The 25,801-nt window shown below is 64.7% G+C and carries 22 protein-coding genes and 1 pseudogene; 17 read left to right on the top strand and 6 right to left on the bottom strand.

Annotation, left to right across the window (positions count from 1 at the left end):
- Positions 1-237 precede the first annotated feature (237 nt).
- Entirely contained in the window at positions 238-1,347 is a 1,110-nt protein-coding gene (leuB, locus tag ACWKY3_RS09715) for a 3-isopropylmalate dehydrogenase (protein WP_449316207.1), read from the top strand.
- A 273-nt stretch (positions 1,348-1,620) separates the two neighbouring features.
- On the opposite strand, the gene ACWKY3_RS09720 is transcribed toward leuB, so the two are convergent.
- The 5 genes from ACWKY3_RS09720 to ACWKY3_RS09740 all read right to left on the bottom strand — a co-directional run bounded on the left by ACWKY3_RS09720 (position 1,621) and on the right by ACWKY3_RS09740 (position 6,329).
- On the bottom strand, positions 1,621-2,142 hold the full coding sequence (locus tag ACWKY3_RS09720; protein WP_449316208.1) for a hypothetical protein: 522 nt from the start codon (positions 2,140-2,142) through the stop codon (positions 1,621-1,623).
- A 3-nt stretch (positions 2,143-2,145) separates the two neighbouring features.
- Positions 2,146-2,580, bottom strand: a complete 435-nt coding sequence (locus ACWKY3_RS09725) for a Panacea domain-containing protein (RefSeq protein ID WP_449316209.1) — start codon at positions 2,578-2,580, stop codon at positions 2,146-2,148.
- 355 nt (positions 2,581-2,935) lie between these two features.
- Positions 2,936-3,871, bottom strand: a complete 936-nt coding sequence (locus ACWKY3_RS09730) for an SIR2 family NAD-dependent protein deacylase (protein ID WP_449316210.1) — start codon at positions 3,869-3,871, stop codon at positions 2,936-2,938.
- A gap of 10 nt (positions 3,872-3,881) precedes the next feature.
- Positions 3,882-4,628 carry a 4Fe-4S binding protein gene (locus ACWKY3_RS09735; RefSeq protein WP_449316211.1) on the bottom strand — a complete coding sequence of 249 codons (747 nt, stop codon included), beginning with the start codon at positions 4,626-4,628 and terminating at the stop codon, positions 3,882-3,884.
- A 255-nt stretch (positions 4,629-4,883) separates the two neighbouring features.
- Positions 4,884-6,329, bottom strand: a complete 1,446-nt coding sequence (locus ACWKY3_RS09740; protein ID WP_449316212.1) for a LuxR C-terminal-related transcriptional regulator — start codon at positions 6,327-6,329, stop codon at positions 4,884-4,886.
- A 197-nt stretch (positions 6,330-6,526) separates the two neighbouring features.
- Here ACWKY3_RS09740 and ACWKY3_RS09745 point away from each other — a divergent pair, with 197 nt between their 5' ends.
- The 13 genes from ACWKY3_RS09745 (at position 6,527) to hisS (ending at position 23,727) form a co-directional block, all read left to right on the top strand.
- Positions 6,527-8,152 carry an FAD-dependent oxidoreductase gene (locus tag ACWKY3_RS09745; protein ID WP_449316213.1) on the top strand — a complete coding sequence of 542 codons (1,626 nt, stop codon included), beginning with the start codon at positions 6,527-6,529 and terminating at the stop codon, positions 8,150-8,152.
- A gap of 186 nt (positions 8,153-8,338) precedes the next feature.
- Entirely contained in the window at positions 8,339-9,868 is a 1,530-nt protein-coding gene (locus ACWKY3_RS09750) for a response regulator transcription factor (protein WP_449316214.1), read from the top strand.
- Positions 9,869-10,054: 186 nt separating this feature from the next.
- Positions 10,055-10,714, top strand: coding sequence for a hypothetical protein (locus tag ACWKY3_RS09755; protein ID WP_449316215.1), 660 nt, complete (start codon positions 10,055-10,057; stop codon positions 10,712-10,714).
- 35 nt (positions 10,715-10,749) lie between these two features.
- Entirely contained in the window at positions 10,750-13,449 is a 2,700-nt protein-coding gene (locus ACWKY3_RS09760) for a molybdopterin-containing oxidoreductase family protein (RefSeq protein ID WP_449316216.1), read from the top strand.
- Positions 13,446-14,018 (top strand): 4Fe-4S dicluster domain-containing protein, encoded by a 573-nt coding sequence (locus tag ACWKY3_RS09765; RefSeq protein ID WP_449316217.1) that lies wholly within the window; start codon positions 13,446-13,448, stop codon positions 14,016-14,018. The genes ACWKY3_RS09760 and ACWKY3_RS09765 overlap by 4 nt, the downstream gene beginning before the upstream one ends.
- Before the next feature lie 2 nt (positions 14,019-14,020).
- The gene (locus ACWKY3_RS09770) at positions 14,021-14,824 is read left to right on the top strand and encodes a dimethyl sulfoxide reductase anchor subunit family protein (RefSeq protein WP_449316218.1); all 804 of its coding nucleotides are present in this window, start codon (positions 14,021-14,023) and stop codon (positions 14,822-14,824) included.
- A gap of 97 nt (positions 14,825-14,921) precedes the next feature.
- Positions 14,922-15,674: a TorD/DmsD family molecular chaperone gene (locus ACWKY3_RS09775; protein ID WP_449316219.1), complete on the top strand. Its 753-nt coding sequence runs from the start codon at positions 14,922-14,924 to the stop codon at positions 15,672-15,674.
- A complete protein-coding gene (locus ACWKY3_RS09780) occupies positions 15,658-16,263 on the top strand; it encodes a 4Fe-4S dicluster domain-containing protein (protein WP_449316220.1) in 606 nt (201 codons plus the stop codon). The genes ACWKY3_RS09775 and ACWKY3_RS09780 overlap by 17 nt, the downstream gene beginning before the upstream one ends.
- Entirely contained in the window at positions 16,256-17,332 is a 1,077-nt protein-coding gene (locus tag ACWKY3_RS09785; protein ID WP_449316221.1) for a 4Fe-4S binding protein, read from the top strand. The genes ACWKY3_RS09780 and ACWKY3_RS09785 overlap by 8 nt, the downstream gene beginning before the upstream one ends.
- A gap of 940 nt (positions 17,333-18,272) precedes the next feature.
- The gene (locus ACWKY3_RS09790; RefSeq protein ID WP_449316222.1) at positions 18,273-18,986 is read left to right on the top strand and encodes a helix-turn-helix transcriptional regulator; all 714 of its coding nucleotides are present in this window, start codon (positions 18,273-18,275) and stop codon (positions 18,984-18,986) included.
- Positions 18,934-19,314, top strand: coding sequence for a NifB/NifX family molybdenum-iron cluster-binding protein (locus ACWKY3_RS09795; RefSeq protein WP_449316223.1), 381 nt, complete (start codon positions 18,934-18,936; stop codon positions 19,312-19,314). Before ACWKY3_RS09790 ends, ACWKY3_RS09795 begins: the two co-directional genes overlap by 53 nt.
- 149 nt (positions 19,315-19,463) lie before the next feature.
- Entirely contained in the window at positions 19,464-22,202 is a 2,739-nt protein-coding gene (locus ACWKY3_RS09800; protein WP_449316224.1) for a hypothetical protein, read from the top strand.
- Positions 22,203-22,350: 148 nt separating this feature from the next.
- Positions 22,351-23,727, top strand: coding sequence for a histidine--tRNA ligase (gene hisS, locus ACWKY3_RS09805; RefSeq protein ID WP_449316225.1), 1,377 nt, complete (start codon positions 22,351-22,353; stop codon positions 23,725-23,727).
- Positions 23,728-23,861: 134 nt separating this feature from the next.
- Here hisS and ACWKY3_RS09810 read toward each other — a convergent pair.
- Positions 23,862-24,002 (bottom strand): annotated as a pseudogene (locus ACWKY3_RS09810) (helix-turn-helix domain-containing protein); the annotation flags it as partial.
- A gap of 386 nt (positions 24,003-24,388) precedes the next feature.
- On the opposite strand from ACWKY3_RS09810, the gene ACWKY3_RS09815 reads away from it, so the two are divergent.
- From ACWKY3_RS09815 to ACWKY3_RS09825, 3 genes are all read left to right on the top strand, one after another.
- Positions 24,389-24,643: a hypothetical protein gene (locus ACWKY3_RS09815; RefSeq protein WP_449316226.1), complete on the top strand. Its 255-nt coding sequence runs from the start codon at positions 24,389-24,391 to the stop codon at positions 24,641-24,643.
- Positions 24,644-24,645: 2 nt separating this feature from the next.
- Complete coding sequence (locus ACWKY3_RS09820) at positions 24,646-24,927, top strand: hypothetical protein (protein WP_449316227.1); 282 nt, start codon at positions 24,646-24,648, stop codon at positions 24,925-24,927.
- Between the two features lie 714 nt (positions 24,928-25,641).
- A partial coding sequence (locus ACWKY3_RS09825) for a ribbon-helix-helix domain-containing protein (protein ID WP_449316228.1) occupies positions 25,642-25,801 on the top strand: 160 nt, incomplete at its 3' end.

Consider the following 25,801-nt stretch of genomic DNA (forward strand, 5'->3'; position numbering starts at 1 on the left):
GCGGCTGCCGTGGCCGCTATCTTGGGGTTCTTCCTTGAGGTATGGAGGGAATGGAAAGCGCGAAAGGATGACGGAGGGAAAAGAAAAAGGCGGTAGTAGCAGCTACCGCCCCAACTAAGTACCTGCGCCGCCCGCCCAGCTAATGACCGCGGGCTTCGCCGGCACCCACATTATAACAAGCATCGCACGATTGTCCAGAGCGCGCGGCGGCGCGCGAACATATAAAGGAGGCTGCGCATGACCCAGACGTACCACATCTGCCTGCTGCCCGGAGACGGCATCGGGCCGGAGATCATCGCCGAGGGCGTGAAGGTGCTCAACGCGGTGGGCGAGAAGCACGGCGCGGCGTTCTCCTACACCGAAGCGCTCATCGGCGGCTGCGCCATCGACGCGGCGGGCACGGCGCTGCCGGACGAGACGCTGCGTGTGGCCGAGGCGTCCGACGCCGTTTTGCTGGCGGCCGTCGGCGGTCCGAAGTGGGATACCACCGATCCGGAGAAACCGCGTCCTGAGCAGGGTTTGCTTGGCATCCGCAAGGCGCTTGGCCTGTACACCAACCTACGCCCCGTGCAGATCTTCGGCGCGCTGGCGGGTGCGTCCACGTTGAAGCCCGAGATCGTGGACGGCGTGGATTTGATGATCGTGCGCGAGCTGACGGGCGGTTTGTACTTCGGTCGGCGCGAGCGTTTCTACGATGAGGAGGGCTGCGGCACGGGCGGCGCCGCGGGCCAGCGCGCCTACGACACGCTGGAATACCGCGAGTACGAGGTGGAGCGCATCGCCCGTCAGGCGTTTGAGGCCGCGCGCAAGCGTCGCAACAAGGTGACGAGCGTGGACAAGGCGAACGTGCTGGAGACAAGCCGCATGTGGCGCGAGATCGTGCACCGCATCCACGACGAGGAGTATCCGGACGTGGAGCTTGAGGACCTGCTGGTGGACAACACCGCCATGCAGCTCATCAACCGCCCGGCCGACTTCGACGTGGTGGTGACGGAGAACATGTTCGGCGACATCCTCTCTGACGAGGCCGCTCAGATCACAGGTTCGCTCGGCATGCTCGCCCGCGCGAGCCTCGGCGACGGCGTGGCGCTCTACGAGCCGAGCCACGGAAGCGCCCCCGACATCGCGGGCCGGGGCATCGCGAACCCGCTTGCGCAAATCCTTTCGGTGGAGATGATGCTGCGCTACAGTTTCGGTATGCAGGAGGCCGCCGACGACGTCCGCCGCGCCGTGACCGCCGTGCTGGACGAGGGTTGGCGCACCGGCGACATCAAAGACGCCGACACGCCCGCCGACAAGCTGGTCGGCACCTCTCAGATGGGCGACCTTGTGGTGGAGCACCTGTAGCAACCGGCATGCGCCCGTGGGCGAAACGGCCTCCCCGAATCGTCGGGGAGGCCGTTTCGCGTGGGAAGGGGCGTTGCGGTCGCAGGGGAGGGGCCTGCGCTGCGCGACTCTCTATCAAGCCAACGTTGACGCGGCCCCGCCGCCGTAAGCATCAGGTTTTTGGCCCGAAGGGCCAACCTCCGCTCTCCCAGCAAAAGACGAGGCTGGATGTTATGAAGAGCGCAGCTAGTATGCTTATGATCCACTTGTTAACTCGAATGAAAGCGTTTTTGCTCAGGATTCCCCAATATGATCCGTTTTGGCGCACCATGCGGTAGATGAAGGTGAACAGCGCAAAGAGGAGGTGTTTTGCCTGACAATGTAGTTGATTCGTTTGTGTTCAAGCTCCACATGGTCTTTCAGCTTGCGAAACTTTCGCATGAGGGCTTCGTCTCCCTCGTCTTCGATGACGGCTTGCAAAAGCCCTATGTTGTTGGCAAGCTGGGTCGTGGTGAAGTTCGGTTGGTGGTCAGGGCGTTTTGCGTCGGGGTCGTAATCGCCCACCATGATCTCGAAAATGGAGGCATGGCTATGGCGGAATTCGTTTTCGCTTCCGGACTCGCCGCCGTAGATCATCCTCAAAAAATCGATGGCACGCCGCGCGTCCTCTTCGTCCATGGTCTGGTTCATGGAAAGGTTGCGCAAAAAGGTATCGAGGGCGGCTTGTTTCTCGATTAACGGGGAAGAAGGTTCGATGGCGGGGATAGCCAAAGGCTCCCTTTTATTGCGGGGCGCTTCAGGATCGGTGTCGCTCATGGGCTACTCCTTGCAAAATGCGAGGAGCGAGGAATTCGGAATGACCGTTCCGTTCCCTTTTCGGAAAGCGCGATCCCAAGGGGAACCCGATGCGTGGGCGATTCGCACAAGATCCCAAGGGTATTTCTCCCGTTTGTCCACCACGACCTTGTCTATGATCAGCTTGTCTTCGGGGGCGGGTTGTGCAACGCTGGCATATGTTTTCTCAACTCTCATACCGCCGAAAAAGGAGTACTCGTCATATACGTCTGGTAGAACAGGGCCGTATTGCCATGCTTCGAATTCGTCTGCAAATAAAAGGCTGCCTGCCTGTTTGCAGTATTCCAGTTGAACGAAGTAGAGGATTTTCTGAAGCTGGAGGTTGCTGATGGCGCGCCCGTCTCGCGTGCAGGTGTCGATGACGTAGTGTGCTATTTCTCGAGCGGTATACTTCGCCACGGCAGTCTCCTTTCTTCCGGAACCTATTATAAAGGCTTGCGTCGAATGCCGGCGAGGCGTTCGTTTGTCGGAGAAAGGTCGCTTCAAAGGGCTTTCGGATGCCGCGCGATGGGCTTTTGGCGATGACGCGATTGTTTCAGGCATACGGATCCTCCTTGTTGATGGAATAGCGCGCTCAATTGGAGGATTTGCGTGCATGCCCGGTTCCCTTCGGGACTGGACTTCTCCGCAACGCCTCCATCGGCTCCAAATTGCGTTACGCCCAGCATACTGCACGCTTGAACCCTTCTTGCATTATATAGTACGTATGTTCTTGTTTCAAGCCCTTTTTGTCGGCGGTGCCCCCATGCGGCCCTCACGCGCTCCTTGCGATTCGCAAGGCTTGCAACGCCTCTCCAAGATCCTCGTCCGCAAGGATGCTGCGGTCCAGAATGGCTGTTGGCGCGTATGCTTCGCCCCTGTTCACGCAGGCGTACGTTGCGTTGTCGTTCGTCTGCGCGGCCTCCCAGAACGGGTACTTTACGATGACCGGCGTGTTGTTGCCGACGCCAAGTTCAAGGTACAGCACGCGGTCCTTCGCGTGGATCCGCCTGAACTCCCGATAGCGCGCGGCGGCCTCGTGCCATCCCCGGTCCTCGCAGAACCTCCCGTCAACCCGCAGGTTGGGCACCAAGGGGGCTCCGCAGCGCGGGCACGTGGGAATCAGCTTCGCCGGCACGCGCATGTCCTTTTGCCGCGCCGCCATCTCGCGGATCGCGCTCTCGTTGTCGAAGGTCTCGTCCGAGCAGTTGCGCGCGCACTGGAACAGCCCGTAGTCGCCCTGCGTGTAGAACAGCCGTCGCTTGTCAAATCCCGCCAGCTGGAACTGGTGGTCCACGTTGGTGGTGATCACGAAGAAGTCCTTGTCCGCAACGAGCGCCAGCAGGTCGAGGTAGGGCTTTCCGGGCGGCACGTCGTAGCGGTTCAGGAGGATGTGACGGCTCCACCAGGCCCAGTAGACCTGCGCGTCCGGGAAGGGGTGGAAGCCGCCCGAGTACATGTCGGTTATCCCGTAGGCGTCGCGGAAGTCGGCGAAGTGCTCGTGGAAGCGCGCGCCCGAATAGGAGAGGCCGGCGGCGGTCGAAAGCCCCGCGCCCGCGCCGACGAGCACGGCGTCGCACGCGTCAAGCTCCTCGGCCAGGGCGCCCGTCGCCGCAGCGATGTCGGCGGTTCTGCCGCGCACGAGCGCTCCGCCGCGTTCGACCCGTCCGTACCCGCCGCCCAAAAACGCGTCGGCTGCGAAGATTCCCATGGCAGATCCCTCACCTTCCCTTGACCGTGCCACGTTCGATAGCCCCGTGGCGGCATGTCTCGAAGCAGAGCCCGCAGCGTGGGCACGCCTTCTGCTCGATGAGGAACGGGCCCTCCTCGGTGCGCGTCACGCAGCCTTGCGGACACGCCTTGGCGCATGATCCGCAGCGGACGCAGGCGTCGGTTATCCGGAAGCCTCCGTTTGGGCCCTCGCTCGCATTCTCGTTTTGGCCCAGATCGAACGCGACGCGCATGATTGGTTTTTGCCCCAGGTCGAAATAATCGCCGCTGCCGTTTTCGATGAGGAACACGTCGCATATGTAGCGGGAATCGCCGGGGTAGAGCTCGTTCATCGCCGGATTCAGTTCGAACATCCAATCGACAAGCCGCCTCTGCTCTTCCGCGCCCTCGGGACGCACCGCGCACCCGCGCAGCCTGCAGGAGCGGAAGTCGGTGGTTTGGCCGACGATGGCCACGGTGGGCATTCGCGTCAGCTCTGCATGGAGGGCTTTCCCGCGAGGCACCAGGAAGTAGAGCCTGTCGTCCTCCGCATGCATGATGTCGACGATGCGCACGCTTGGCAGCCCGTCCGCATCCACGGTGGCGAATGAGACGTCGCGGATCTGCCGGAGGAACCGCAGGCAGTACGCGGCGTTCACTTGGCTCGCGTCTGCAACCGGGATATTCGCGCTTGCCGCGAGGCCTTCTGCCGCCTCTTGCGGCGCGTCGGCGTTCGGGTCGTCTCTTCGCCAGCCCATCGTCTGCCCCTTTCGGTTGCGGGCGGCTCCGCCTGGAAGGCGCCGTCCCGTGTCGGTGTCTGCCCCGATGATAGGCTTGCGGGCGCCGCTTGGTAAGTAGCCACCTTCAAGTGCGGTGGGCACTTTAGGGTAACTTTTGGGTTTGATCTGGTGCTTTGTAAACGAAGGGGAGGGGTGCGTCGCCCGCTTCCCGCTTCCTGTTGCGCGCCCGTTGCCCGCGCGCTGTGTCGCGCGCCCGCCGCCTGCTGCCCGCCGTCAGCCGTCGGCCTTCGGCCGCAGGGCGGCCGCCTTCTCGATAAGGCTCTGCTTCCCGTCCACTTCGAACTTGCGGTAGATGCTGCGCGCGTGCCCTTTGACCGTGCTGTGCGAGAGCACGAGCCTCTCCTCGATAGCGGGCAGGCTGTAGCCCTGCACAAGCAGTTCGAACACATCGGTCTCTCGCCTGGTCAATCCGAAACGCTCCGCAATCGCGCGATGGAACTCCTCCTGCCCCGCCTTCCACGAAGGTCCGCCTGCAGGGTTGGGCGGGGCGGCCGCTTCCTGCCCGGCCGGTTTCTTGCGGAGCATGAGCAGGGCCACCGAGAGCATGTAGGCGATGACGAGCGCAAGCGCCGCAAGCGACAGCGTCCCCGCGCTCACCTGCTCTTTGAACAGCGCGGCGAGCGGCGCGGCCGCCAGCAGGAGCGCGTTCATGACGGTCCACCCGCCCAGAAACGAGAGCAAAGGGCCCCGTTTGCGATTCGATCCCAATTCGAACAGCACAAGCCACATGATGGTGTAGAAGAAGGTCCAGCTTGATTCGACGATGGCCACCGAAAACGACGACAGGGGCTCGCCCGACACGGGCAGGAGCGCCACGCCGACGACGGTGAGGAACAGAAGCGGCATGATGATCTGCCGGGCGCTGGGCGTGAAGCGCATGCGGGAGAGGTAAGCCAAAAGCAGCGTCATGCCGCCGATGCGCAAAAGCGATGCGCAGGCGAAGAACAGCGCCTCGTCGTGGACGGGGAAGTCGAAGAACACGAGCATGCGGAACAGCATGGCGTAGCTGGCCATGAGCACGAACAGCTCGACGGGCAGGCGGGAGAGGGCGCCGCGCAGCGTCTCCCCGTCGCCGTCCTTCCCCGCATCGACGGGTCCAACAAGCGCCGGCGCTGCGGGCGGGCGCGAGAAGGGGAGCACGCCGACGATGCTGCCGCAGGCCGCCACCATGAACAGCGCTGCTTTCGCGGGCGAGGGCGCAAGGCCGACAAGGGCGAACAGTGCAACCGCGATGAGGGCTGATCGTGCGATGCAGCGGGTGCGGTCCGTTGTCGCAAGCGACGCGAGGAACTCGGCCCAGCAGATCAGCACCCACGCGTGGGAGATTCCGATGAGCGTTTGCCCGATCAGGTACAGCGGCAGCGTCGAAGCGAAAAACAGCGTGACGGCGCTGCCGGCGACAAGCGCCGCCCCGTTGAGGGCGAGCAGCCTGCGATGTGCAAGGAGGCTCGCTCCGCGGCCGATTGCGACGGACGCGGCGAAAAGGACGGCGACCGAAAGCGCGCGGGCGAGCCAGAGGCTGAGCTGCGGATAGGCGAGGATATCGGCCTCCTGGAAAGAGTACGACGGCGTTTGGCGCAGAAGGCCAAGCGTGGCAAGCTGGCAGCCGAAAAGGAGCGAAAACGGTTCTGTACCGTATTTCCTCAGTTCACGTCCCACATTCCACCCCTTTCGGCCGGTGTCGGTCCTTGGGTCGCATCCGAAAAACCGGCCTATCGGGACGGTTCGCGGATGCGCTCGATCCGCCATACTCCCGCCTTGCAAGGCTCGTCGAAGCGGATGCCGCCAAGGGCGAAGAAGCTGCATCGGGGAGCGTGCGGACAGGAAGGAATCGTTCGTCAGAAGGGGATGATACCATGAATCTCTCACGGAGGAGCTTCATCAAGGGCGCGGCGCTCGGCGTGGGCGCGGCGGCGTCGACGGGGTTGATCGCGGGGTGCTCGCCGCAGGCTTCGGGCGACGCGGGCGCTTCGAACGCTGCGGCGACCGCATCGCAGCCTCAGGCGTCGGAGTATCCGGTGCAGCGGACGGGTTCGATGGAGCCGGCGGAAGAGACGTTCGAAGGCGACGTCGTGGTGCTCGGCTGCGGCCCGGGCGGCATCGCCTGCGCGACGCGCCTTGCGGAGGAGGGCGCCCGCGTGCTCGTCGTGGAGAAGACGGCCAACGTCGGGGGCACGGGCATGGTGGCGTCGGGCAACTGCTACATCTCCCTCAACAGCCGCTACCAGGTGGACCAAGGGCTTGAGGCCGACATCCCCGCGTTTTACAAGGAGTGGCTCGAGGCGGTTCACTATCACTGCGATCACGAGGTCCTGAGCACGTATCTGAGAAACTGCGGACGCGTGGTGGATTGGCTCATGGGGTACGGATTCGGCTTCAATATGAAGGAGACGCCGGCCACCAACGGGCTGTCGGGCAGCGCCTACCGCATCTCGCAGCCGCCCAAGGACAGCGGCAACCGCGAGGAGACGTACGGTGCGATGATCGAGGTCGTGACAGCGGCGGGCGGTGCGTTGCACACGAACTGCACGGGGCAAGAGCTCATCGTGGACGACGAGGGCGCGGTTGTGGGCCTGAGGGCCCAGCGCGGCGGCAGCGTTGTGGACTTCATGGGCAAGGCCGTGGTCATCGCGACGGGAGGGTATGGCGCGAACAACGACATGATCAAGCGGTATGCGAAAGTTCCCCTGCTCGGGCGCGATCCCGTGCTCAACAACGGCGAGGGCGCGCAGATGGCGTGGGCGGCCGGCGCGGCGCAGCCGTGGAACCTCGGCATCCTGTGCGTCGACACGCTCTATCCCATCGATGCGGACTACGTTTCGTATCCGGGCGGCGTCCAGGCGCTCGGCAACGTCATGCAGGATCCGGCGAAGGCGCGCATGCACGTGAACCAGCTGGGAAAGCGCTTCCATTCCGAGGACGCGTTTTGCTGGGTGCCCACGTACGGCGGCGCGAACGGCGTGGCGTACGACGAGCCGTGGCTGTTCGTCATCGCCGACCAGGCGGCCATCGACGGGCTGCGGGCCGGGGACGAGACCGTCGACGAGGCGTACCTGTCGTCCATGGAGGATCTCGGCGTTCTGTTCAAGGGCGACACCCCGGAAAAGCTGGCCGAGGCCGCCGGTTGGGATCCGGAGACGTTTGCCGAGGAGTTCTCCCGCTACGGGGAGCTGTGCGCGGCGGGCGAGGATCCGGTGTTCTTCAAGGGCGCCAAGCACCTTGTTCCGTACGGTGACGGTCCGTACTACGCCGTGCGCATGGCGCCCACCCCGTTTGGCACATGCGGCGATTTGAGCGTGACGCCCAAGATGGAAGTCCGCGGCACCGAACCCGGTTTGACCGTCAAGGGACTGTACGCCGTGGGCACCGAGACGGTGGGAACCATGCACAACGACTACTACTGGGCCCTCGGGCAGACGGTGGGCTGGGCGCACACCTCGGGCGTGCTCGCCGCCGAGGAGATAGCGGCCTGCGTTCTGTAGGCGAGGCTCCGTTTGGGTTGCCGCGCCTTGGGAAGCCTCCTTGCGACGGCTTCCCAAGGCGGCGACTCGACGGAGGTCGCCGCCTTGGGTTTCGCGCTCGCGGCCTCTTCCGTTTGCGCATGGCGCACGTCGGCATCGCCTTTTGCGATACACTATAGTGCGACGCTGAAGGCAGGGAGGTTTTCGATGGCGGCGAGGGAAGCGGTGGCGGCGCAGGTGGTGCGGCCTTTGTCGCGTGCGTTTCCGCAGCTGAGGTTCTTACCGTTCGCGTTTTGCACGTTATGGGCCGACCTCATGTTCAATACCGGAGCGAGCGTGGGTTCGACGGGCGTGCACACGCTCGTGATCAGCGACATGGCGGTGCTCTCGACGGTAGGGTTCGTTGCGGTTCCCTTGGTGGCGGCGCTTTTGTGGCGGCGTATAGAGGCGGGTGCGCTCTTTCTCAATGGGCGTCTGCTTGCGTTGGCCGCTTGCGCGGCGGCGCTGGGCACGGCGGGTGTGCGCGTGTTCGCATGGAGCGAGTTGCTGGTCTTGTTCAATGGCGCGGCGGTGCTCACGGGGCTGGGCACGTCATGGTTGTTCCTGGCGGCGATGGTGCCCTATGCCGGAGCGTATCCTCGTCGCGCGTTTACGTACGCTGCGCTATCAAAGGCGCTCGCCTCCCTCATGTTCTTGGCGACGGCAAGCGTGCCGCCTGCCGCGCAGACGGCCGTCCTCGTTGCGATGCCGTTCGCGAGCGCGGCATGTTTGAGCTTGGGGGCGTTTGGGGCGCCGGAAGCCTTCGGCCCGCCGAGGACGGAAGGCGATGCGTCGCAGGGGCTTCGTCAGGCGTTCTCGAAGCGCCAGCGCGTTGCCGTCGTCAAGTTGGTGGCGGTGTCGGGTGTGCTGTCCTTCACGGCATCGTTCACCCATGGGCAGAGTTTGGCCGTTCAAGATCTGTCGTTGTTTTTGAGCCAGAACGTGATCGTTCAAATGGGCGCGTTCGCTGCGGCTCTTGCGTTCGCTGCGGCCGCGAATCTTCCGCTTATGCGTTCGTTCGCGTCGTATGCCAAAGTGCTCTACGCGGTGGGTATGGCGCTTATCGCGGCAATGCTCTTGTCTCCCTTTGCCATAGAGGCCGCTTGGCTGCAGGTGGTGTCGCAAGTGGTGTACTCCCTTGTCGATCTGCTGTTGTGGTGTCTGTTTGCCGGGCTCATGTTCGCGTACGGCGTGTCCGTTCCGCTTCTGGCGGGTTGGGGGCGCTTCGCGTTCTCTGCAGGGACGCTCGGCGCATGGGCGGTAAGCTATGTGCTATTCGTCGCTTTTCCGGATGGCGCGGCAGGCGATGTAGCCGTGGTGGTTATGACGCTCGCTTTGATTGTGGGCGTGTTCGTTGTGTTTCGGCCGGGCGACTTTGGCGTGCTGGCCGATCTGGTGGTGCAGCGCGACCAAGAGGACAAGGAACGGCGCCAGGCTCGTGCCCTCGGCGTTTCGGCAAAGGATGTGGCCACCGACGCGTTCGCCGACGAGCTATGCCTGACTGCGCGGGAGCGCGAAGTGTACGCCTACTTGGTCAGGGGGAGGTCGGCATCGTTTATCGCGGAGACGCTGTGCGTGTCCGTGCCCACCGTCAAGACGCACGTGCGCGGTATCTACGCGAAAGCGGGCGTGCGCTCGAAGGGCGAGCTGCTCGACGCTTTGGATGAGCGTGTGAAGCGGATCCCGCCCGCCAAGTAAGCCGGGCGAACCGGACGGGTCCATCCGCTCCGCTCTCCCTGCACCTTCCTATCTGAACAGGTATTTCACCTTCCCTCATCCTTTTGGATGAGGGAAAAATCCCAAAAAGAACCCAAAGGACGATTCCCGGCGTCCCGCCGTCTTTCGTATGCTCTCGCCATTCTGAGACGAGGAGGTGAGAGACGAATGGAGGATGATCGGGAGATCGCTGATCAGGCGATTATGGCGGCGGCCGTCATGGATCGAGAGCCAGCCTGTCGCGAAGTGCTGTTTCGCACGCTCGACTTTTGCCGAAAGCCTTGTCCGCGCGAGGATGCGGAGCGTTTCGCGCGCGAGTTGACGGCCGGCGACGCGGTGCTGTTCGATCCAAGCGATCTGGTGGACAGGCTTGCGTCATGCGGGGCTTTGGCGTGCGAGGAGTTGCTCGACGGGGTCCGTTTGACAGACGACGAGGCCGAAAGGTTTCGCATGGGGGAGTTCGAGCGCGCCGATGAAGTGGAGGTGCGCTGCTCGGTCACCGATGTCGGACGGGAGGCACTTGCGATCATGGACCCCGCAGCGCGAGTGCGCGATCTGCTGTCGTGTGCGCCCGAGCGTGCGGACTTGTTCTGCGCAACGCTCGAGTTCTGTGCTGAACCCCGGTCGCTTGACGAGGTGAGCGCGCTGCTTGAAGAGGACGACCGCGTGGCCACCATCCACCGCAGCGAGGGGCGGGTGTACCCCTCGTATTTCCTGGAAAAGCTCAAGGCCGCAGGCGCGCTTGTGTGGAAAGGCGGCTGGAGGAGCACCGAGGAGGGCTTGCGGGCTGTTGCTGCGTGGCGCGCGGCGGAGAGCGCGCAACGCTGATGCCCGCCAAGCGCGGGCGCGAGAAAGGAGAATCAATGGAGCAGGCAAAAGGCGCCGTGCTGACGCGGCGCGGGTTCGTGCAAGCTGCCGCCCTGACCGGCGTGGCTGCCGCGCTTGGGACGAGTGCGGCAGCAGATCACCTTGTCCATGCCGAGGTGGCCTACGCGGCCGATGAGGAGCGGAAGGTCAAAACGCTGTGCCGCGGCTGCATAACGGAGTGCGCGGTCATTGCGACGGTGCGCAACGGGCGTGTGGTGCGCATCGAGAAGAATCCCGAGGAGCCGCGCTCTGGCGTGGGCTTGTGCGCCAAGGGGCTTTCGGGCATTCAGGCGCTCTACCATCCCAACCGCGGGAAGTACCCCTTGAAGCGCGTGGGGGAGCGCGGCTCGAACCAGTGGGAGCGCATATCGTGGACCGAGGCGGTGGACTACATTGCCGAGAAGTTGGAGGAGATGCGCAAGGAGTACGGCCCCGACGCGCTCATCTACACGACGGGCGGCGGCGGACATCCGCAGTTCTACACGGCGATGCGGTTCAACACCGCGTTCGGCGGCGGCAATTCGTTCGAGCCGGGCGCGGCGCAGTGCTACATTCCGCGTCTCACCACGTTTTGGCTGCTTGACGGCATGAATGCAGACACCTCCATCGCCGACGGCAACTGCCATGAGCTGTACTTCGAGGACTCGCCCGTCAAAAACTACGTCATATGGGGCACCTGCCCCTCCTACCACGGACCCTCGCTGCAAGGCAAAACGGTGGTGAATCTGCGTGAGCGCGGCGTGAAAACCGTGGTGGTTGACCCGCGCTTCACCCCTGACGCATCCCGCGCCGACGTGTGGTTGCCGGTGCGCGCGGGCACCGATCCGGCGCTGCTCATGTCGTGGCTGCGCTACATTATCGACAACGAGCTTTACGATGAGGAGTTCATCATGAGGTGGTCCAACGCGCCGCTTCTGGTGAACCCGGAGACGAAGCTCTTGCTGCGCCAGAGCGATCTGGAAGAGGGCGGCGACGAGAACCTGTTCATGTGCTGGGACACCAAGACAAACAGCGTGAAGCCCCTGCCTTACCCCTGGGATGACGATCTTGAGCCCGCGCTCATGGGCACCTACGAGGTGGCTGGCATGCAGTGCCCCACGGGCTTGCAGGCGCTGTGGGAGTCGGTGGAGGAATTCACGCTTGAGAAGGCTGCGGAGATCTGCTGGCTTGACGCAGACAAGATAGAGGAGGCCATCAAGATTTACGTGGACGGTCCAGGCGGCATCTCGCTGGGTGTGGCCACCGACCAGCATCCTTCTTCATCGGTGTGCGCTATGTGCGCCTGCATGCTCAACCTCATCATGGGCTACGTGGGCAAACCGGGCTGCCTTTTGCAGTCGTTTGGCATGGGCCCCAACAGCGAGGCGATGCCCTTCCGCATGCTGCGCACCGAGGAGTCGGCTCGCAAGGCGTTCGGGTCGTCGGTGGAGTACAAGGGTTTGAACCTCAACTTCCATTGCCATATCCCCAGCTGCCTGAAGGCCATCGAGACAGGCGAGCCTTATCAGCCCCACATCTGGATAGAGGGCTCGGGTAACAAGTTGGCCATGCTGGCCAATCCCGAGCGGTGGCGCGATGCGGCCCGCAAGATGGATCTTGTGGTGCACACCTACATCTACCCGACGTCGTTCACGGCCGAGTGCGCCGACATCTTCCTTCCCGAGGTGGAATGGCTGGAATCCTACATGCTGCAGAACACGCTGAACTACGTGTTCGTGCGCCAGCCGGTCACGCATCTGTTCGAGGGCGTGCCGGGACAGTACCTACCTTCGATGATCATCAAAAAGTGCGCCGATCTGGGCAACCCCATGGCGCAACGGGCCATGGCGGGCGACGACGGCGCGACGGGCGATCATTACTGGAAGGACTTCGACGACTTCATGGATTGGTACGTGGCAACCGTGGGTCTTGACCGTGAGGGCTACGAGGAGTTGTGCGAAAAGGGTTGGATGGAGGTCATGCCCGAGGAGGAGTACCGCCAGTACGAGGTGTACAAGCAGATAGACCCCGAGACGGGACTTCCCAAGGGTTTCGATACGTCTACCGGCAAGGTGGAGCTGTACGCTGAGTCGCAGGTGACGTTGGGTCGCACGGGCTTTCCCTGGACGGCGCCGCCGTACTCGCAGGAATATCGGTTGGACCCCGCGTCGGAGGACTATCCGGCCGTGCCCTACTACATTGAACCGGACGAGTCGCCGCTTACAGACGAAGAGTACCCCTTCGTGCTGAGCAACGGGCGCCTGCCTATCTACCATCATGGCACGCTGCGCAACAATCCCTACCTGCGCGAGCTGTATCCGGTTCCGGAAGTGTGGATCAACCCTGATTCGGCCGGTCCCCTAGGTATCGAGGATGGCGACTGGGTGCACGTGTCGTCGAGGCGGGCGACCATCACCGCTCGGGCGAAGGTGACGCTTGGCGTCAATCCCCGGGAGGTGTACATGGAGCGCTTCTGGAACCCGGAGTTTTTGGAGAACGGCGGCGACATCAGCCAGAGCTGGAAGGCCATGAACGTCAACATGCTCTCCAACGGCGAGAGCCGCTACGACCGCGTGTTCGGCTCCTACACGCTGCGCGGATACACGGTCAAGATCGAGAAAACGGACGCGCCACCGGAGGGCGTGTGGTACAGGCCGGAGGACTTCCAGCCGTGGATGCCCCAGCCAAGCGATGAAACGGAGATGGTGTTCGCATGAGCCGCTATGCCATAGTTGTCAATCTGAACCGCTGCACCGGGTGCTACGGGTGCATGATCGGATGTAAAAACGAGAACGGCATCGCCTTGGGCGAGAACTGGAACAAGGTGGTGCAGGTGGGTCCGACGGGGACGTTTCCGGACATCGAGCAGTACTTCTTGCCGGTGATGTGCCAGCAGTGCGAAGACGCTCCCTGCGTGCACGTGTGCCCCACGGGCGCGAGCTACCGCGACCCCGACACGAACATCGTGCTGGTGGACAAAGAGAAGTGCATTGGCTGCAAGTACTGCATGATGGCCTGCCCCTATGGTGTGCGCGCATGGAACACGGCCGAGGCGTGCGTGGAGAAATGCACGCTGTGCCAGCAGCTTGACGAACCGTACTGCGTTACGAACTGCGCCGTGGGTGCGCGGTTTTATGGGGATTTGGACGATCCGGACAGCGACGCCGCGAAAGCGGTTGCCGCTGCCGATCCGGCGGACGTGCACCATCTGAAGAACGTGGGGAACAACCCTGCGACGTGCTACATCCTCTCCTCGAAGTACGCCACCTGGAAGGAGGACGAGTAACCATGGCTATCCAGTGGTCGTTGGTCCTGTTCACCGTTCTGACCGGCTTGGGCGGTTGGATGCTCGCCGCAGTGGCTGCGAGCGAGTTCACGGGCAAGGCTTCTCGCGCCCGTTTCGCCGGCGCTCTGGTCGCGCTCGTGTGCGCGGCCGTGGGCGGCATCGCCTCGGTCGCGCATCTGTCGCATCCCGAGCGCATGATGGAGGCGCTCAACCATCCGACGAGCGGCATCTTCGTCGAAGCGGTGCTGGTGGGGCTTATGGGCGCGTGCGTGATCGTTTATCTGGTATTACTCGCGCGTGACGCATCTGCCTCTGCTCGCAAAGCGTTCGCCGTTTTGGGCGCGGTTTTCGGCGTGGCGCTCTCGTTCATGGCGGGGTACTCCTACATCATGGCGGCACGTCCTGTGTGGGACACCGTCTTGCTGCCGCTCGGCTACCTGGGCACGGCCGCTCCGTCGGGCATTGCGGCGTACCTGGCGCTCGCATGCGGCATGAAGGCCGAGCCCTCCCGCCGTGCGATGACTGCCTTGGGCGTTGCGGGTATTGCCGGTTTCGTGCTGGGCGGCGCGTACCTCGTGTTCGCAGGAGCGTTTTCCGCGGCGACTTTGCCTGCGGTGGTATGCCTGGCTGGCTCCGGTATTGCGCCTATCGTGTGCGGGTTTGCCGCTGCGCGGGCGCGGGAGGAGGCGTCGGGCGCTCTTGCGGCGACGGCGCTTGTGTGCGCTGTCGCCGGGTCGGTGGCGTACCGTTGCGCCATGTGGATGATCTCCGTTCCCGTCGCCGATTATCTGGGGACGGTTCTGTAGGCGCTTGACCGTCGAAAGCTGCACGACGACGGCCAAAGATGCGGGGCTTGCCGAGCGCAAGCGCGGTGAGCCCCGCCGCGAAAGGAGGTGCGGTCGTATGGACCGCGACGATGCGATGCGCGCGCTGTGCGACGCCAACGCCGGGCGGGCGGCGTTTTACCGGGTGCTCGCCGGCTATTTCTATCAAGAGCTGAAAGAGGACGACCTAGAGGCGCTGCGTGCTCGCGATTTGCTTGCGGGCGTTGGGGAGGGACCGCTGCGCGACGGCCTGAAGGCCATGCAGCGATACCTGCGCGGTAAGCGCTTCGGCGCGCGTCAGGAGCTTGCGAGCGATTACGCGCGCACGTTTCTGGCCGCCGACACCTACGACGAGCGGCGTGCGACGCCGTATGAGTCGGTGTTCACGAGTGCCGAGGGCCTGCTCATGCAGGACGCGCGCGACGACGTGTACCGCCGTTTTTGCGAAGAGGGCTTGGCCGTGGACACTGCCGAGGCGTTCGTTCCGGAAGACCACCTCTCGTTCGAGTTCGAGTTCATGGCCCTCATGTGCGACAAAGCCAACGACGCGCTTGCGCGCGGGGATGTCGCCGAAGCTGCGCGCGCGTTGCGCGTGCAGCGCGATTTTTCGACCGATCACCAGCTGAATTGGATAGCCAAGCTGTGCGACACGGTGGAGGCGGTGGCGCGCACGTCGTTCTATCGTGGATTGAGCCAGGTGACGCGCGCGTTCGTCCATGACGATGCGCAGACTATCGCGAGCTTGGTTGAAGTTGCGGAGGGGCTGGAGGCGCCGTGCGCGAATGCGGATACGGCATTGTGTGGAGCGTGCGGACATGCCTGTGTCGCTTGACCGCCGCTCGCTTGTTGCGGGCGCGGCGGGCGCGGTGGGCGTGGCGGCTCTTGGCGGCCTGTCGCGCGCCCTCGGCAGTCCCTCCGATCTGCTGCGTCCGCCCGGAGGGCAGGATGAGACGGCATTCGTGGCAAAGTGCCTGAAATGCGACCGGTGCCAAAGCGTTTGCGAGCCGGACTGCATCGGTCTTGCCCGCATCGAGCAAGGGTTGGTGAACGTGCGCACCCCGTATTTGAACTTCCGCAAGGGGTTCTGCACGTTCTGCAACCGTTGCATCGAGGTGTGCCCCACCGGCGCGCTCGTGCCGTTCGATCCGTCTGTAGAGCGCGTGGGAGTGGCCGTTGTTGACGAGGGCGAGTGTTTGGCATGGGGCGACGGTGGATGCGAGAAGTGCGCCGAGGCGTGCGAATACGGAGCCATCTCTTTGGATGACATGCGCAGGCCCGTGGTGAACGAAGGATTGTGCAACGGGTGCGGGAAATGCGAGCACGTGTGCCCATCCGCGTCGCTGAGGTCGTATTCGGGGTCGAAGATGCGCGGCGTCAACGTGCGGGCGGCCTCGTCCACAGAGGAGGTGCGCCGTGGCTGAGCGACAGAATAAGCGGAGATCGTGGACATGGGAAAGAAAGCGTCATGCGGTGGCCGGCGTCGTGCTGCTCGTCATTGTGGCGGGATTGCTCATCCCCATCGGCAGTGGCGCTTATTCGGCGATGGGGGTGGAATTCATCGCGGCTATCTGCCCTTTGGGTGCGCTTGAAACAATGCTCGGCGCGAAGGAGGTCATGCTGCACCCCCTCTTGCTGCTTGCTCTGACGCTGGCGTTGGTGGCGGTGTTCGGCAAGGCGTTCTGTTCGTGGGTGTGCCCCACGCCCTATCTGCAACGGTTCTTCCGGAGGAAGCCTCGGGCCGGCGATCTTGACGCAGGCGCCGAGCGAGCGGACTCGAACGTCGCAGCACGTGTCACCGATGCCGGGGCGCCCGAGTCCGGCGGGGAGGCGGCGTGTGCGCAGCTTGCATCCTGCGCTAGCGCTCCGGGTTCCGATGCGGGTCGGCGCTGCGATCGCGGGCGCGGCTCGTGCGGCGATGGTTGCGCGCTCGCACCTGTGGGCGGCAAGCGCGATGGCGTGCGGATTGATGGGCGGCATGCGGTTCTGGCGGGCGCGCTTGCATCGGCGGCTGTGTTCGGGTTCCCTGTGTTCTGCCTGGTGTGCCCGGTGGGGCTTTCGGTGGCCACGTTGGTGGGGCTGTGGCATCTGTTTCAATTCGGCGAGACGACGTGGGGGCTTCTCGTGTTTCCCGTCGTGCTCGTGTTGGAGGTGACGGTGCTGCGCAGATGGTGTCGCACGTTGTGCCCGGTGGCGGCTCTCACGTCCCTCGTGTCGTCGGCGAACGTCACGTTCAGGCCCCGCGTGGACGAGGGGCGCTGCCTGCGTGCGCATGGAACGGATTGTCGTGCGTGCGTCGAGGTGTGCCCGGAACAGGTCGACCCTCATTCCCGGCGTATTCCGGAGTGCACGAAGTGCGGGTTGTGCGCCGACGTGTGTCCGAGCGAAGCGATCTCTCTGTCCCTGCTGCCCGGCAGGAGGACGCGGGGCTGCAACGCTGTACCGTCTGGCGATTCTCCAAGCGAGAGCGAAGTCGGCAAAGAGCTTGCCTGATGGCGCAAGGGGCTGCGGCGCGCGGGCCTGCGTGCGCAGGGCCTCGCGCGGCCCCTGCCTGCCCATGCTAACGGTGCCGCGCAGCGGAAATTGGGTTTCGTGGCGGGTTTTGACGGAAGATGATCGTACGAACCGACCCAACGGACCCTCTTTCGCCTTGTCCCCCGCATATCCCCTGGTCGGTGTCGCTCATCTCCGAGGGCTTTCGGGGGCGATGGCTATTTTCCGTCAAAACCTGCCATGATCGGCGGTTTTCTCGCACTCGCGCTGCGGGGGCAGGAGGGTTGGCATGGCGGCCCGCGCGAGCTTGTTGTATCACGCGCGCTGCGGCAGCCCGCGCGTTGCCGCGACTCGTGCGATGTCGCGTGCGCGCGGGATGTTGCTGTTGCCAGCGCGCAAGGTTTTGCAGGATGAAAGGGTTTCTCTCTGTCAATCTCCCGTCGGCGTGGACCCGCGCTTGCCGAATCCCGAGCCGAGCCTTCCTTGGTCGGACGTTTCGGAAAGCTCCCGCCCGACGGGCGGGGCCTTCCGAGGTGCCGGCAGGGCTTTGCTCGGCGGGAGCGGCCGGCCTATGTCGACGCTAACAGAGAGGGGCTCCGGATGGCGAGAAATCACCGAAGTCGGAAGCCTGCGCGTCCCTTTCGGACTCTGAGAAGATGACATGTGATCGACGATCAGGCGTTTTTCCAGCAGGAGGAGAAAGCGCACGAGCGAATCCTTCCGATTTCGGTGATTTCTCGCCATCGGGGGCGACTTGCCGACCGCTTGCGCTTGCGTCCGCGATCCGCCCGAATCCGGATCTCCTCTTTCCGGATGCCCGTTTTCCGAATGCCTGTTGACAGCGTGCATGTTGCAGTAGTATATATGTTTATGTCATATAGCTGCGAAGCGCATGCACGACCGGCGCATGCCGTGCGGAACGGAAAGGGGGTCGGGACTCATGTCGAACGGAGAGCGTACTCCTGCGCCCAGCGACGGCTTTGCCGCGGGCGGCGCTTCCGCGCCCGGCGATGACTCCGCGTCTGGCGGTGCCTCCGTGTCCGGCGACCTCTCATCCGGTAGCGCTTCCATGTCCGGCAACGCCCCCGCACCCGGCAACGTCCCCGCATCCGGCGGCATCCCAGCACCCGGCAACGCTCCTGCGCCCGGCGGCACCCTCATGCCCGACGCCCCCATGCCCGGCGGCACCCCCGCACCCGGCCCGCGCAAGCCGTGCTGCCGGCGGCGGGGCGGCGGGGGCGGCGCGCTCGTGGAGCCGGCCGCGCTGGCGGCGCTTCTGTTCGCGGACGGCTACGGCTACGACATGCGCAAGACCATCTTGGAGCGGACGGGTGGCGCGGTCGACGTGGACGTGGGCGGGCTGTACCGGTCGCTGCGGCGGCTTGAGGAGGAGGGCGCGGTTGTCTCGCGCTGGTGCGACGACGAGGCGGGTCCGCGCCGTCGCGAGTACGAGCTCACGCAGCAGGGGGTGGAGCTGGCCGAGCAGTGGCTCGACGTCCTGCGCGACCGGCGGCGCCTCGACGAATTGCTCGTCGGGCTTCTTGAAGGGGGCCTGCAGGAATCGGGCCGGGGCGCGAAGGCTCCGGGGAAGGAAGGCGAAGATGAGCGAGACGATGAAGCTGGCGGTTCCCACGATGGGCGCGGCGGGGCTTGAGGCCCAACGGGCCGGGCATTTCGGCCACTGCGATTGCTTCACGGTGGTCGAAATTGAAAACGGAGAGGTCAAGGGCGCAACCGAGGTGGCGAACCCGCCGCATGAGGAAGGCGGCTGCCTGCGCCCGGTGGGCATCCTGGCCGACGCGGGCGTGGACGCCATCGTGGCGGCCGGCATGGGCATGCGCCCGCTCATGGGCTTCAACCAGGTGGGCATCACCGTGTACTTCGACAACGAGCACGCTATCGTGGGCGATGCGGCGCGCATCGTGGCGGCCGGCCAGGCGCCTGTCATGGGCGCGGACCAAGCCTGCAACCACCATCACTGAGGAAAAGCGCGAAGCGTCAACGCCGCAGACACCGCGCATGACAAGATCCGCCGGCGCCCCCGTGTTGCTTGTGCGATGCGGGGGCGCCGCACGTCATCGGCGCATTCGGTCGTGCTAAGCTGTGTGCGTACCATCGGGAAGGAAGGGTTGTGCGGCAAGTAGCAGGACGAAAAGGCGTGTACCGTTTGGAGGTGTTGGACAAGGCGTTCAGGACCACAGGCCAAGCGCTTGAGGGCGCGATGCCTCCAATCCCCGGGCACGAGGGCGAGGAGCACGCATTCGGCATAGTCGGCATGGCGCTCAAGGGCCTGCCGATGCCCGGCACGGGCGGTTCGTACGTGGTGGAGCGTCTGGACGGCGACACGGTGCGCGTGGTGGCCTACCTCGACCCGTACGGGCGGGCTTTCACGGTCGACGACGCGCTGACGGCCCCGCCGGCGCACGAGCCCAGCCTGACGTTCGAGCTTGACGAGGAGCGGTCGGCCGCCGAGGGCGCAAAGTGCGGGTTCGTGTTCGTCTACGAGAACGGGGAAGCGCGCGAGATGGCGCGGTTCCGAAGGGATCGGGGCGGTTACACGCTCTATGACTCCTGGTACCGCTTCGGGGCGCGGGAAAGCGGCATCCCCTACAACGAGGCTCTGGCGCGCGCGTACCTGGCCTTCGTCCATCGCGCCTCGCTCGGCGCCCCCGCGGTGCCTGCGCGCGGGATGCTGAGCGTGTCCGCCCACTTGCTGTCCGCCCACTTGCACAACGAGGGCCCGCTGGAGAGCATGCGCGGCATCGTGGCCGACGTGCGCGCCGCCGACGCCGACCCCGTGCTTGAGCCTCCCGCCCTTGTGCGCTGCCTGGCCGGATGGCTGATCGACGCCGGGCTGGAGACCCTCTCCGACCTCAACGACGACCAGGTCTCTTTACGCCTGGTGAGCACGGTGCGCTACGCCAACACCTACTACGTGGGCGTCGAAGGCGATCGCTCGGTCATGCCGGAGCGGACGGTGTGGGCCTTGGAGGCGGCGCTCAACCGCTACCGCTTGGTGGCGGAGGCGCTTGGCGAGAGCGCCACGCTGGCGAGCGAGGCTGACTGCCTGCGGTGGGACGCGTACCTGATGGAGACGGTGGCCCTGCAGCATCCCGACCTCGATCGGCCCGTTGGCGCTTTGGAGGGCGCTCCCGGAGGGGAGTGGGACGTGCGTTGCGCGGTGTCTGCGGTCATCGAACGACTGCGGCTGCCGGTGCGCATAGCGGCGGCGTTGCAATTCGACGCGTCCGCAGGAGCGCTCGCCCTCAACGTGACGGTGCCCGACGAGGGCCTCATGCCGCGATGGGCGTGGCGCGAGGGCGCGGGGGGCCACGCGGGCGCGCGGGTCGAGGCCGCCTTGCAGGAGCGCGGCGCCCAGGCGCGGCGCTACGCGCTGCACGTGGGCCTTGTCCTGGCAGCTGCGGCTTTCGAGGCGTCTCCGTCGGTGCTGCGCGTCGATCTGGCCCTCAGGCCGTTTGCCGACGAAGCGACTTCGAAGGAGGGCGAGGAGGCGGGGGAGTTCCCCGTCGAGTCGCGCGTTCCGGCGTATGCCCAGGTCTCGTTCGACCGTGCGGCGTACGAGGGCTTCGGCCGGTTCGAGGGCGCGCGCGCCGCCGATCCGTTTCCCTTGTACCGATCCTGCGGAGCGGTGTTCGACATCGAGGCGGCCGACGCGTTCGCCTACGTGGACGCGCTGCCCACGGCGACGCTGCGCAAGGAGCTGCCGGAGACGCGCGAGATGCTGCTTGCCGACCGCGCGCGCCTTGCGCTGGGCTCCGACGACAGCCGAGGGGTGAGGATCAGCTTCGACGCGGCGCGTCGTCGCATGGCCGAGAGCCTGGCGGACCTCATCGCGGGCGCGGACAGCGCCGCCGAGGCCATCAGGATCGTCCGTTCCGCCCAGGAGCAGGCGTCGAGCGCAGGCGATGACCGCGCCTTCTCGTCCTGCACGCGCCTGATGGCCGCGCTGGCCGAGGGCGACGTGGACATGGGCGATCAGAACGCGGTGGTCAGCCGCTATTTGGGGGAGGACCGCTGCCTGGTGGCGCTCGGCCGTGCGAAGTCCCTTGTCGAGCAGGACCCGAGCGCGGCGGTGGCCGCCCTGATCGACGGCGTGAGGGAGGCGTCGGCCCTCGACGGGTTCGTGGACGGCGCGCAGACGGTGTTTCGCGCGTTCGATTCCTACAGTTCGCGCGTGCTGTACAACCGCGCGCGGGCGGGCGCTGGGTGCCCGGAGCGCGCCGCTGCCGACGCGGGCAAACGCGTTGAGCTGGTCCCCGACTCGTTCTACCTGTGCCACCTCGAGATCGTGCGCCTGCTGGAGCGGTCGTTCGACCGCACCGACGAGGCCATCCGCTACGGCCAGCGCGCTGTGGAGCTGGCGCCGGCCACCTTGGCGGGGTATCGCCAGCTGGGGCGCGTCTACATGCTGGTGGGGGACATGGACAACGCGGCGCGCGTCTTGCAGGAGGGGCTGCGGGTGGCCGTGCGGCCAAGCGACATCGCCATGGCCTACTACCAGCTTGCCTATGTGCTGTGGAAGGCGGGCCGGGCGCAAGCCGGGGCGGCGTGCTACCTCAAGTCGATGGCCTCCTCTTCCGTGGCGGCCGTGCAGGCTGCGGCCGAGCTGCGCGAGCTTGTGGACGAGACGGGCGCGCAGCTGGTGCCGCGCGAGCAGGTGGACGAGGAGCTTGCGCGCGCGGGCGTGCCCGTGGCGCCGACGTCCGAGGTGTTGGACGCGTTTGACGAGGCGGCCGCCGCGGCAACGGACGCGAACCTGTTCCCCGTCGCGCACAACCTGCTGAGCATCCGGCTCCATTACCGGCCCGACGACGCCCTGGCGAACGTGCTTCGCTCGCTGGACGGGTAGGCAGCGTCGCCCCGCTTGACTTCGGGGACTCGGTTTCGTGCGACCTGGGCGTGGGTGATGGCCGGTGAAGGCTCTTTTCGCCGCCCGCCGCGCGATCTGCGCTACAATAACCTGATCCCATAGGCTCCACGACACGAAGGACTGCATCATGGCCATCCAAGCTCCCGAAGGAACGCGCGACCTCTTGCCCGACGAGGCGAAGTTCTGGGCGCATTTCAAGGCGACGGCTGCGGACGTGTTCGGCCGCTACGGCTACGCGCCCATCGAAACGCCGCTGTTCGAGCAGACCGAGCTGTTCGTGCGGGGCATCGGCGAGGCCACCGACGTGGTGTCGAAGGAGATGTTCACGGCCATATCCGGCCAGAACCTGGCCACGCTTCTTGACGGCGGAACCGTGAAGGCGAAAAGCCGCCTGAGCCTGCGCCCCGAGGGCACGGCCGGCGTCGTGCGCGCCGTGGCTCAGCACGACCTGGTGCCGCAGGGGGCCGCGCCCGCCAAGCTCATGTACGCCGGCCCCATGTTTCGCGCCGAGCGCCCGCAGAAGGGCCGCCAACGCCAATTCAACCAGGTGGGCATCGAGTGTTTGGGCGCGGAGGAACCCAGCGTGGACGCCGAGGGCATCATCATGCTCATGCGCTTCTACGCTGCCATCGGCATCCCTTCGCAGGCCACGCGCCTGCTGGTGAACTCGATGGGCTGCGAGAAGTGCCGTCCGGCCTACCGCGAGGCCGTGCGCGCCTATATGGCCGAGCGCGCAAGCGAGCTTTGCGACGAGTGCAACCGCCGCGCCGAGATCAACCCGCTGCGCGCGTTCGACTGCAAAAACCCCGGTTGCGCCGCCGTCATGGAGGGCGCGCCGAAGATCACCGACCATCTGTGCGACGAATGCTGCGAGCACTACGGGGCGGTGAAGGGGTACCTGGACGGCGCGGGCGTCTCCTACGTGGAGGATCCTACGCTCGTGCGCGGGCTGGACTACTACACGCGCACCGTGTTCGAGGTGCAGGTGACCGAGGGCATGGGCAGCCAGAACGCCATCGGCGGCGGCGGACGCTACGACAAGCTGATGGAGGAGGTGGGCGGCCGGCCCACCCCGGGGTTCGGCTGGGCGCTCGGCTACGAGCGCTGCGTGCTGGCGCTGCAGGCTGCGGGGCACGCGTTCCCGCCGGCGCGTCGGTGCGATTTGTTCGTGGCGTGCGTGGACGACTCCGTGCGGTCCGAGGCGTTCTCGCTCGTGCAGGCGTTTCGCGACGCGGGCCTGGCCTCCGAGATGGACCACCAGCATCGCAGCCTGAAGAGCCAGTTCAAGCTTGCGGACAAGCTGGGGGCGGCGGTGGTTGCCGTGCTCGGGCCCGACGAGCTGGCGTCTGGCCAGGTGAAGGCGCGCAACATGCGCACGCATGCCGAGCGGTTGGTTGATCTGGCGGCCGTGCGCGCCCTGCTCGCGCGCTTCGGCGGCGAGGCGGTTGGCGGCGGGACGGCCCCTGCGCGCATCGAAGAAGTTTTCGACATCGGCGAGGAGTAGGACGGCCGTGGTGCTGGTGGCACGAATTCGCTCCTATTCCAACTAAGTGACCATTCGAAACATGCTATTTTCTGCTGCTTGCCCGCCGTTTGGCACGGCTCGCCGTCCACGAACAGCGGTAAAGGGCCGATGTCGAGCGCACGCGCTATTTTCTCCATGTTGTTGATGGACGCGTTGGTGCGCCCCTGCCCGATGCCGCTTACGTGGGTGCGGTGCAAGCCGCTTGCTTTGGCAAGCGACCCCTGGGTGAACCCGCGCGTTTCCTGTAACGACACAAGTTGTGCGCAACGGTTCTTTTAATCCCCCTGAAAATCGCAGAGTTAAGGGGTATTCGCGTCAATTTTTCCCCGAATACCCCCCTAACTGCGAAGTTGGTTGTGGAAGAAATCTCGGAGAAGATGTGTGCCGCCTAGTGCGGGAGCGGAACGCGTTCGCATTCGAATGGACTCGGACGTTACCATTGTTTCTCCAGCCGTTCAGTTGCAAGTTATACCTTGCAATCCTACTTCAAATCAACGAAATGACAGCTATACCTTTCAATTTCGCTTGGCATTTCGCGCTTGGCGGGTTGCCAGAGGGTTGTTTGATTTGCGTGCGAGCTTAACGTGAAAGAAGGTACTACCATATGGTATACTTTTAAGTATGACAGAAAGGGGCGAGGATGGTAAGGGTTCACGGGAACGCTCTGAAACACGGGCTTACCAAGGAAGAAGTGGCGTATGCCTGGGAGAATCCCATAAGGTGCCGTCAGCGGCACGGCACGGATGATCCGCCGCTTTGGATTTCTGTCGGAGCGTTGCCAGACGGCAGGTTTGCTGAGCTGATTGGGTTTTTGGATATTGATGGTGTGTGGTGCGTGTTTCACGCTTTCGTGCCACCGACGAAGAAGTTCAAGCGTGAACTGGGATGGAGGTAGAAATGCCGAACGGGATTACCGCCGAGAACGGTGTTGTTGTCACCGACGAAATGATTGCCGGTTGGGAGGACGCGTTGGAGCGCGACGAGTGGCCGAGCGGATGGGAGAATGTTGGTGAAGTCGTTGAGGGGCGGCTTCCGGCGACATCCGATTTGGTGACGCTTTCCGTTAAGCTCCCCGCTCCGATGAAAAGGGTCATCGAGGCCGAGGCGAAGAGCGAAGGGAAAACGACGAGCGCGTACGTTCGCGGCGTGCTTGCGGATTCTCTGATGACGATTGCGTAGGTAAAAATCAAAGCCAGAGCGCGTCGCAGCGCCGACGCGCCGCTCCCCCGGAACTGCGTTGCGGTGTTGCGGATTGTAAAAAACGCGTTCGAACTGGCGCAGTATTCGCTTTGGCATGCGTTCATGTGTTAACAACATATTTTTAAGGCGCAGGGGCGATGGCGTCGCGCCCTGACGTATAGGCGTCCCTGGCGCCGCGTTCGAGGTGCCGATGCTCTGGCGTCCCTGGCGCACTTCGGTGCCCTCCGCTCGTCGGAGGCTACTGTCCCCTCCAATGACCCCGCGACCTCTACGCGGGGTCGTTTTCGTGTGCGCCGCCCGCGCCCGGCGCGCAAAAAAGCATCTTTTGGCAAAATAACGTGCTTACGAGTACCGTACTCATAAACACGTTATTTTGCTGCATACTGAAACGGGGACGTTTATGTTTGTCGAGCTCAACAGCGAGCTTGCCTCGCTAAATCGCATGTATGCGAAGCGGGGTTTTCGGATGGTGGCCGTGTACGGGCGTCGGCGGTCGCGGTTTTTTGCGCCAAGCATCCAGCCGCGCCGCGCGCCAATGCGCGTTCGCTGTTTCAGCTCTCTTTGCGACCTTGTGCGCTTCCTGCGCGGGGCGCCCGCATGCTGACGACTGCACGCATCCTCTCCTTTTGCCTTTGAGAACATGCAAAAATCATGTATAATGCATAATCAAAGATTTGGGTGGAAGGAGGCGGCATGCCGGCTTTGCAGGTGCGGGAATTTCCCGACGAGCTGTACGACGAGCTGAAAGAGTATGCGGCATCGCAGCACCGCAGCATGGCGCAGCAGGTCATCGTGGCGGTTGAGCAGATGCTTGCGTGTGACGAGGGAGCGCAGGCGGGCGAGCCGCGCACGT

The sequence above is a fragment of the Rubneribacter sp. genome (genome assembly GCF_965361815.1).

Bases quoted from the DNA above. Each gene is read 5' to 3' on its own strand.
- leuB (WP_449316207.1), top strand. From the start codon at position 238: ATGACCCAGACGTACCACATCTGCCTGCTGCCCGGAGACGGCATCGGG.
- ACWKY3_RS09720 (WP_449316208.1), bottom strand. From the start codon at position 2,142: ATGAGCGACACCGATCCTGAAGCGCCCCGCAATAAAAGGGAGCCTTTG.
- ACWKY3_RS09730 (WP_449316210.1), bottom strand. From the start codon at position 3,871: ATGGGAATCTTCGCAGCCGACGCGTTTTTGGGCGGCGGGTACGGACGG.
- ACWKY3_RS09735 (WP_449316211.1), bottom strand. From the start codon at position 4,628: ATGGGCTGGCGAAGAGACGACCCGAACGCCGACGCGCCGCAAGAGGCG.
- ACWKY3_RS09745 (WP_449316213.1), top strand. From the start codon at position 6,527: ATGAATCTCTCACGGAGGAGCTTCATCAAGGGCGCGGCGCTCGGCGTG.
- ACWKY3_RS09750 (WP_449316214.1), top strand. From the start codon at position 8,339: ATGGCGGCGAGGGAAGCGGTGGCGGCGCAGGTGGTGCGGCCTTTGTCG.
- ACWKY3_RS09755 (WP_449316215.1), top strand. From the start codon at position 10,055: ATGGAGGATGATCGGGAGATCGCTGATCAGGCGATTATGGCGGCGGCC.
- ACWKY3_RS09760 (WP_449316216.1), top strand. From the start codon at position 10,750: ATGGAGCAGGCAAAAGGCGCCGTGCTGACGCGGCGCGGGTTCGTGCAA.
- ACWKY3_RS09765 (WP_449316217.1), top strand. From the start codon at position 13,446: ATGAGCCGCTATGCCATAGTTGTCAATCTGAACCGCTGCACCGGGTGC.
- ACWKY3_RS09770 (WP_449316218.1), top strand. From the start codon at position 14,021: ATGGCTATCCAGTGGTCGTTGGTCCTGTTCACCGTTCTGACCGGCTTG.
- ACWKY3_RS09775 (WP_449316219.1), top strand. From the start codon at position 14,922: ATGGACCGCGACGATGCGATGCGCGCGCTGTGCGACGCCAACGCCGGG.
- ACWKY3_RS09780 (WP_449316220.1), top strand. From the start codon at position 15,658: ATGCCTGTGTCGCTTGACCGCCGCTCGCTTGTTGCGGGCGCGGCGGGC.
- ACWKY3_RS09790 (WP_449316222.1), top strand. From the start codon at position 18,273: ATGTCGAACGGAGAGCGTACTCCTGCGCCCAGCGACGGCTTTGCCGCG.
- ACWKY3_RS09795 (WP_449316223.1), top strand. From the start codon at position 18,934: ATGAGCGAGACGATGAAGCTGGCGGTTCCCACGATGGGCGCGGCGGGG.
- hisS (WP_449316225.1), top strand. From the start codon at position 22,351: ATGGCCATCCAAGCTCCCGAAGGAACGCGCGACCTCTTGCCCGACGAG.
- ACWKY3_RS09815 (WP_449316226.1), top strand. From the start codon at position 24,389: ATGGTAAGGGTTCACGGGAACGCTCTGAAACACGGGCTTACCAAGGAA.
- ACWKY3_RS09820 (WP_449316227.1), top strand. From the start codon at position 24,646: ATGCCGAACGGGATTACCGCCGAGAACGGTGTTGTTGTCACCGACGAA.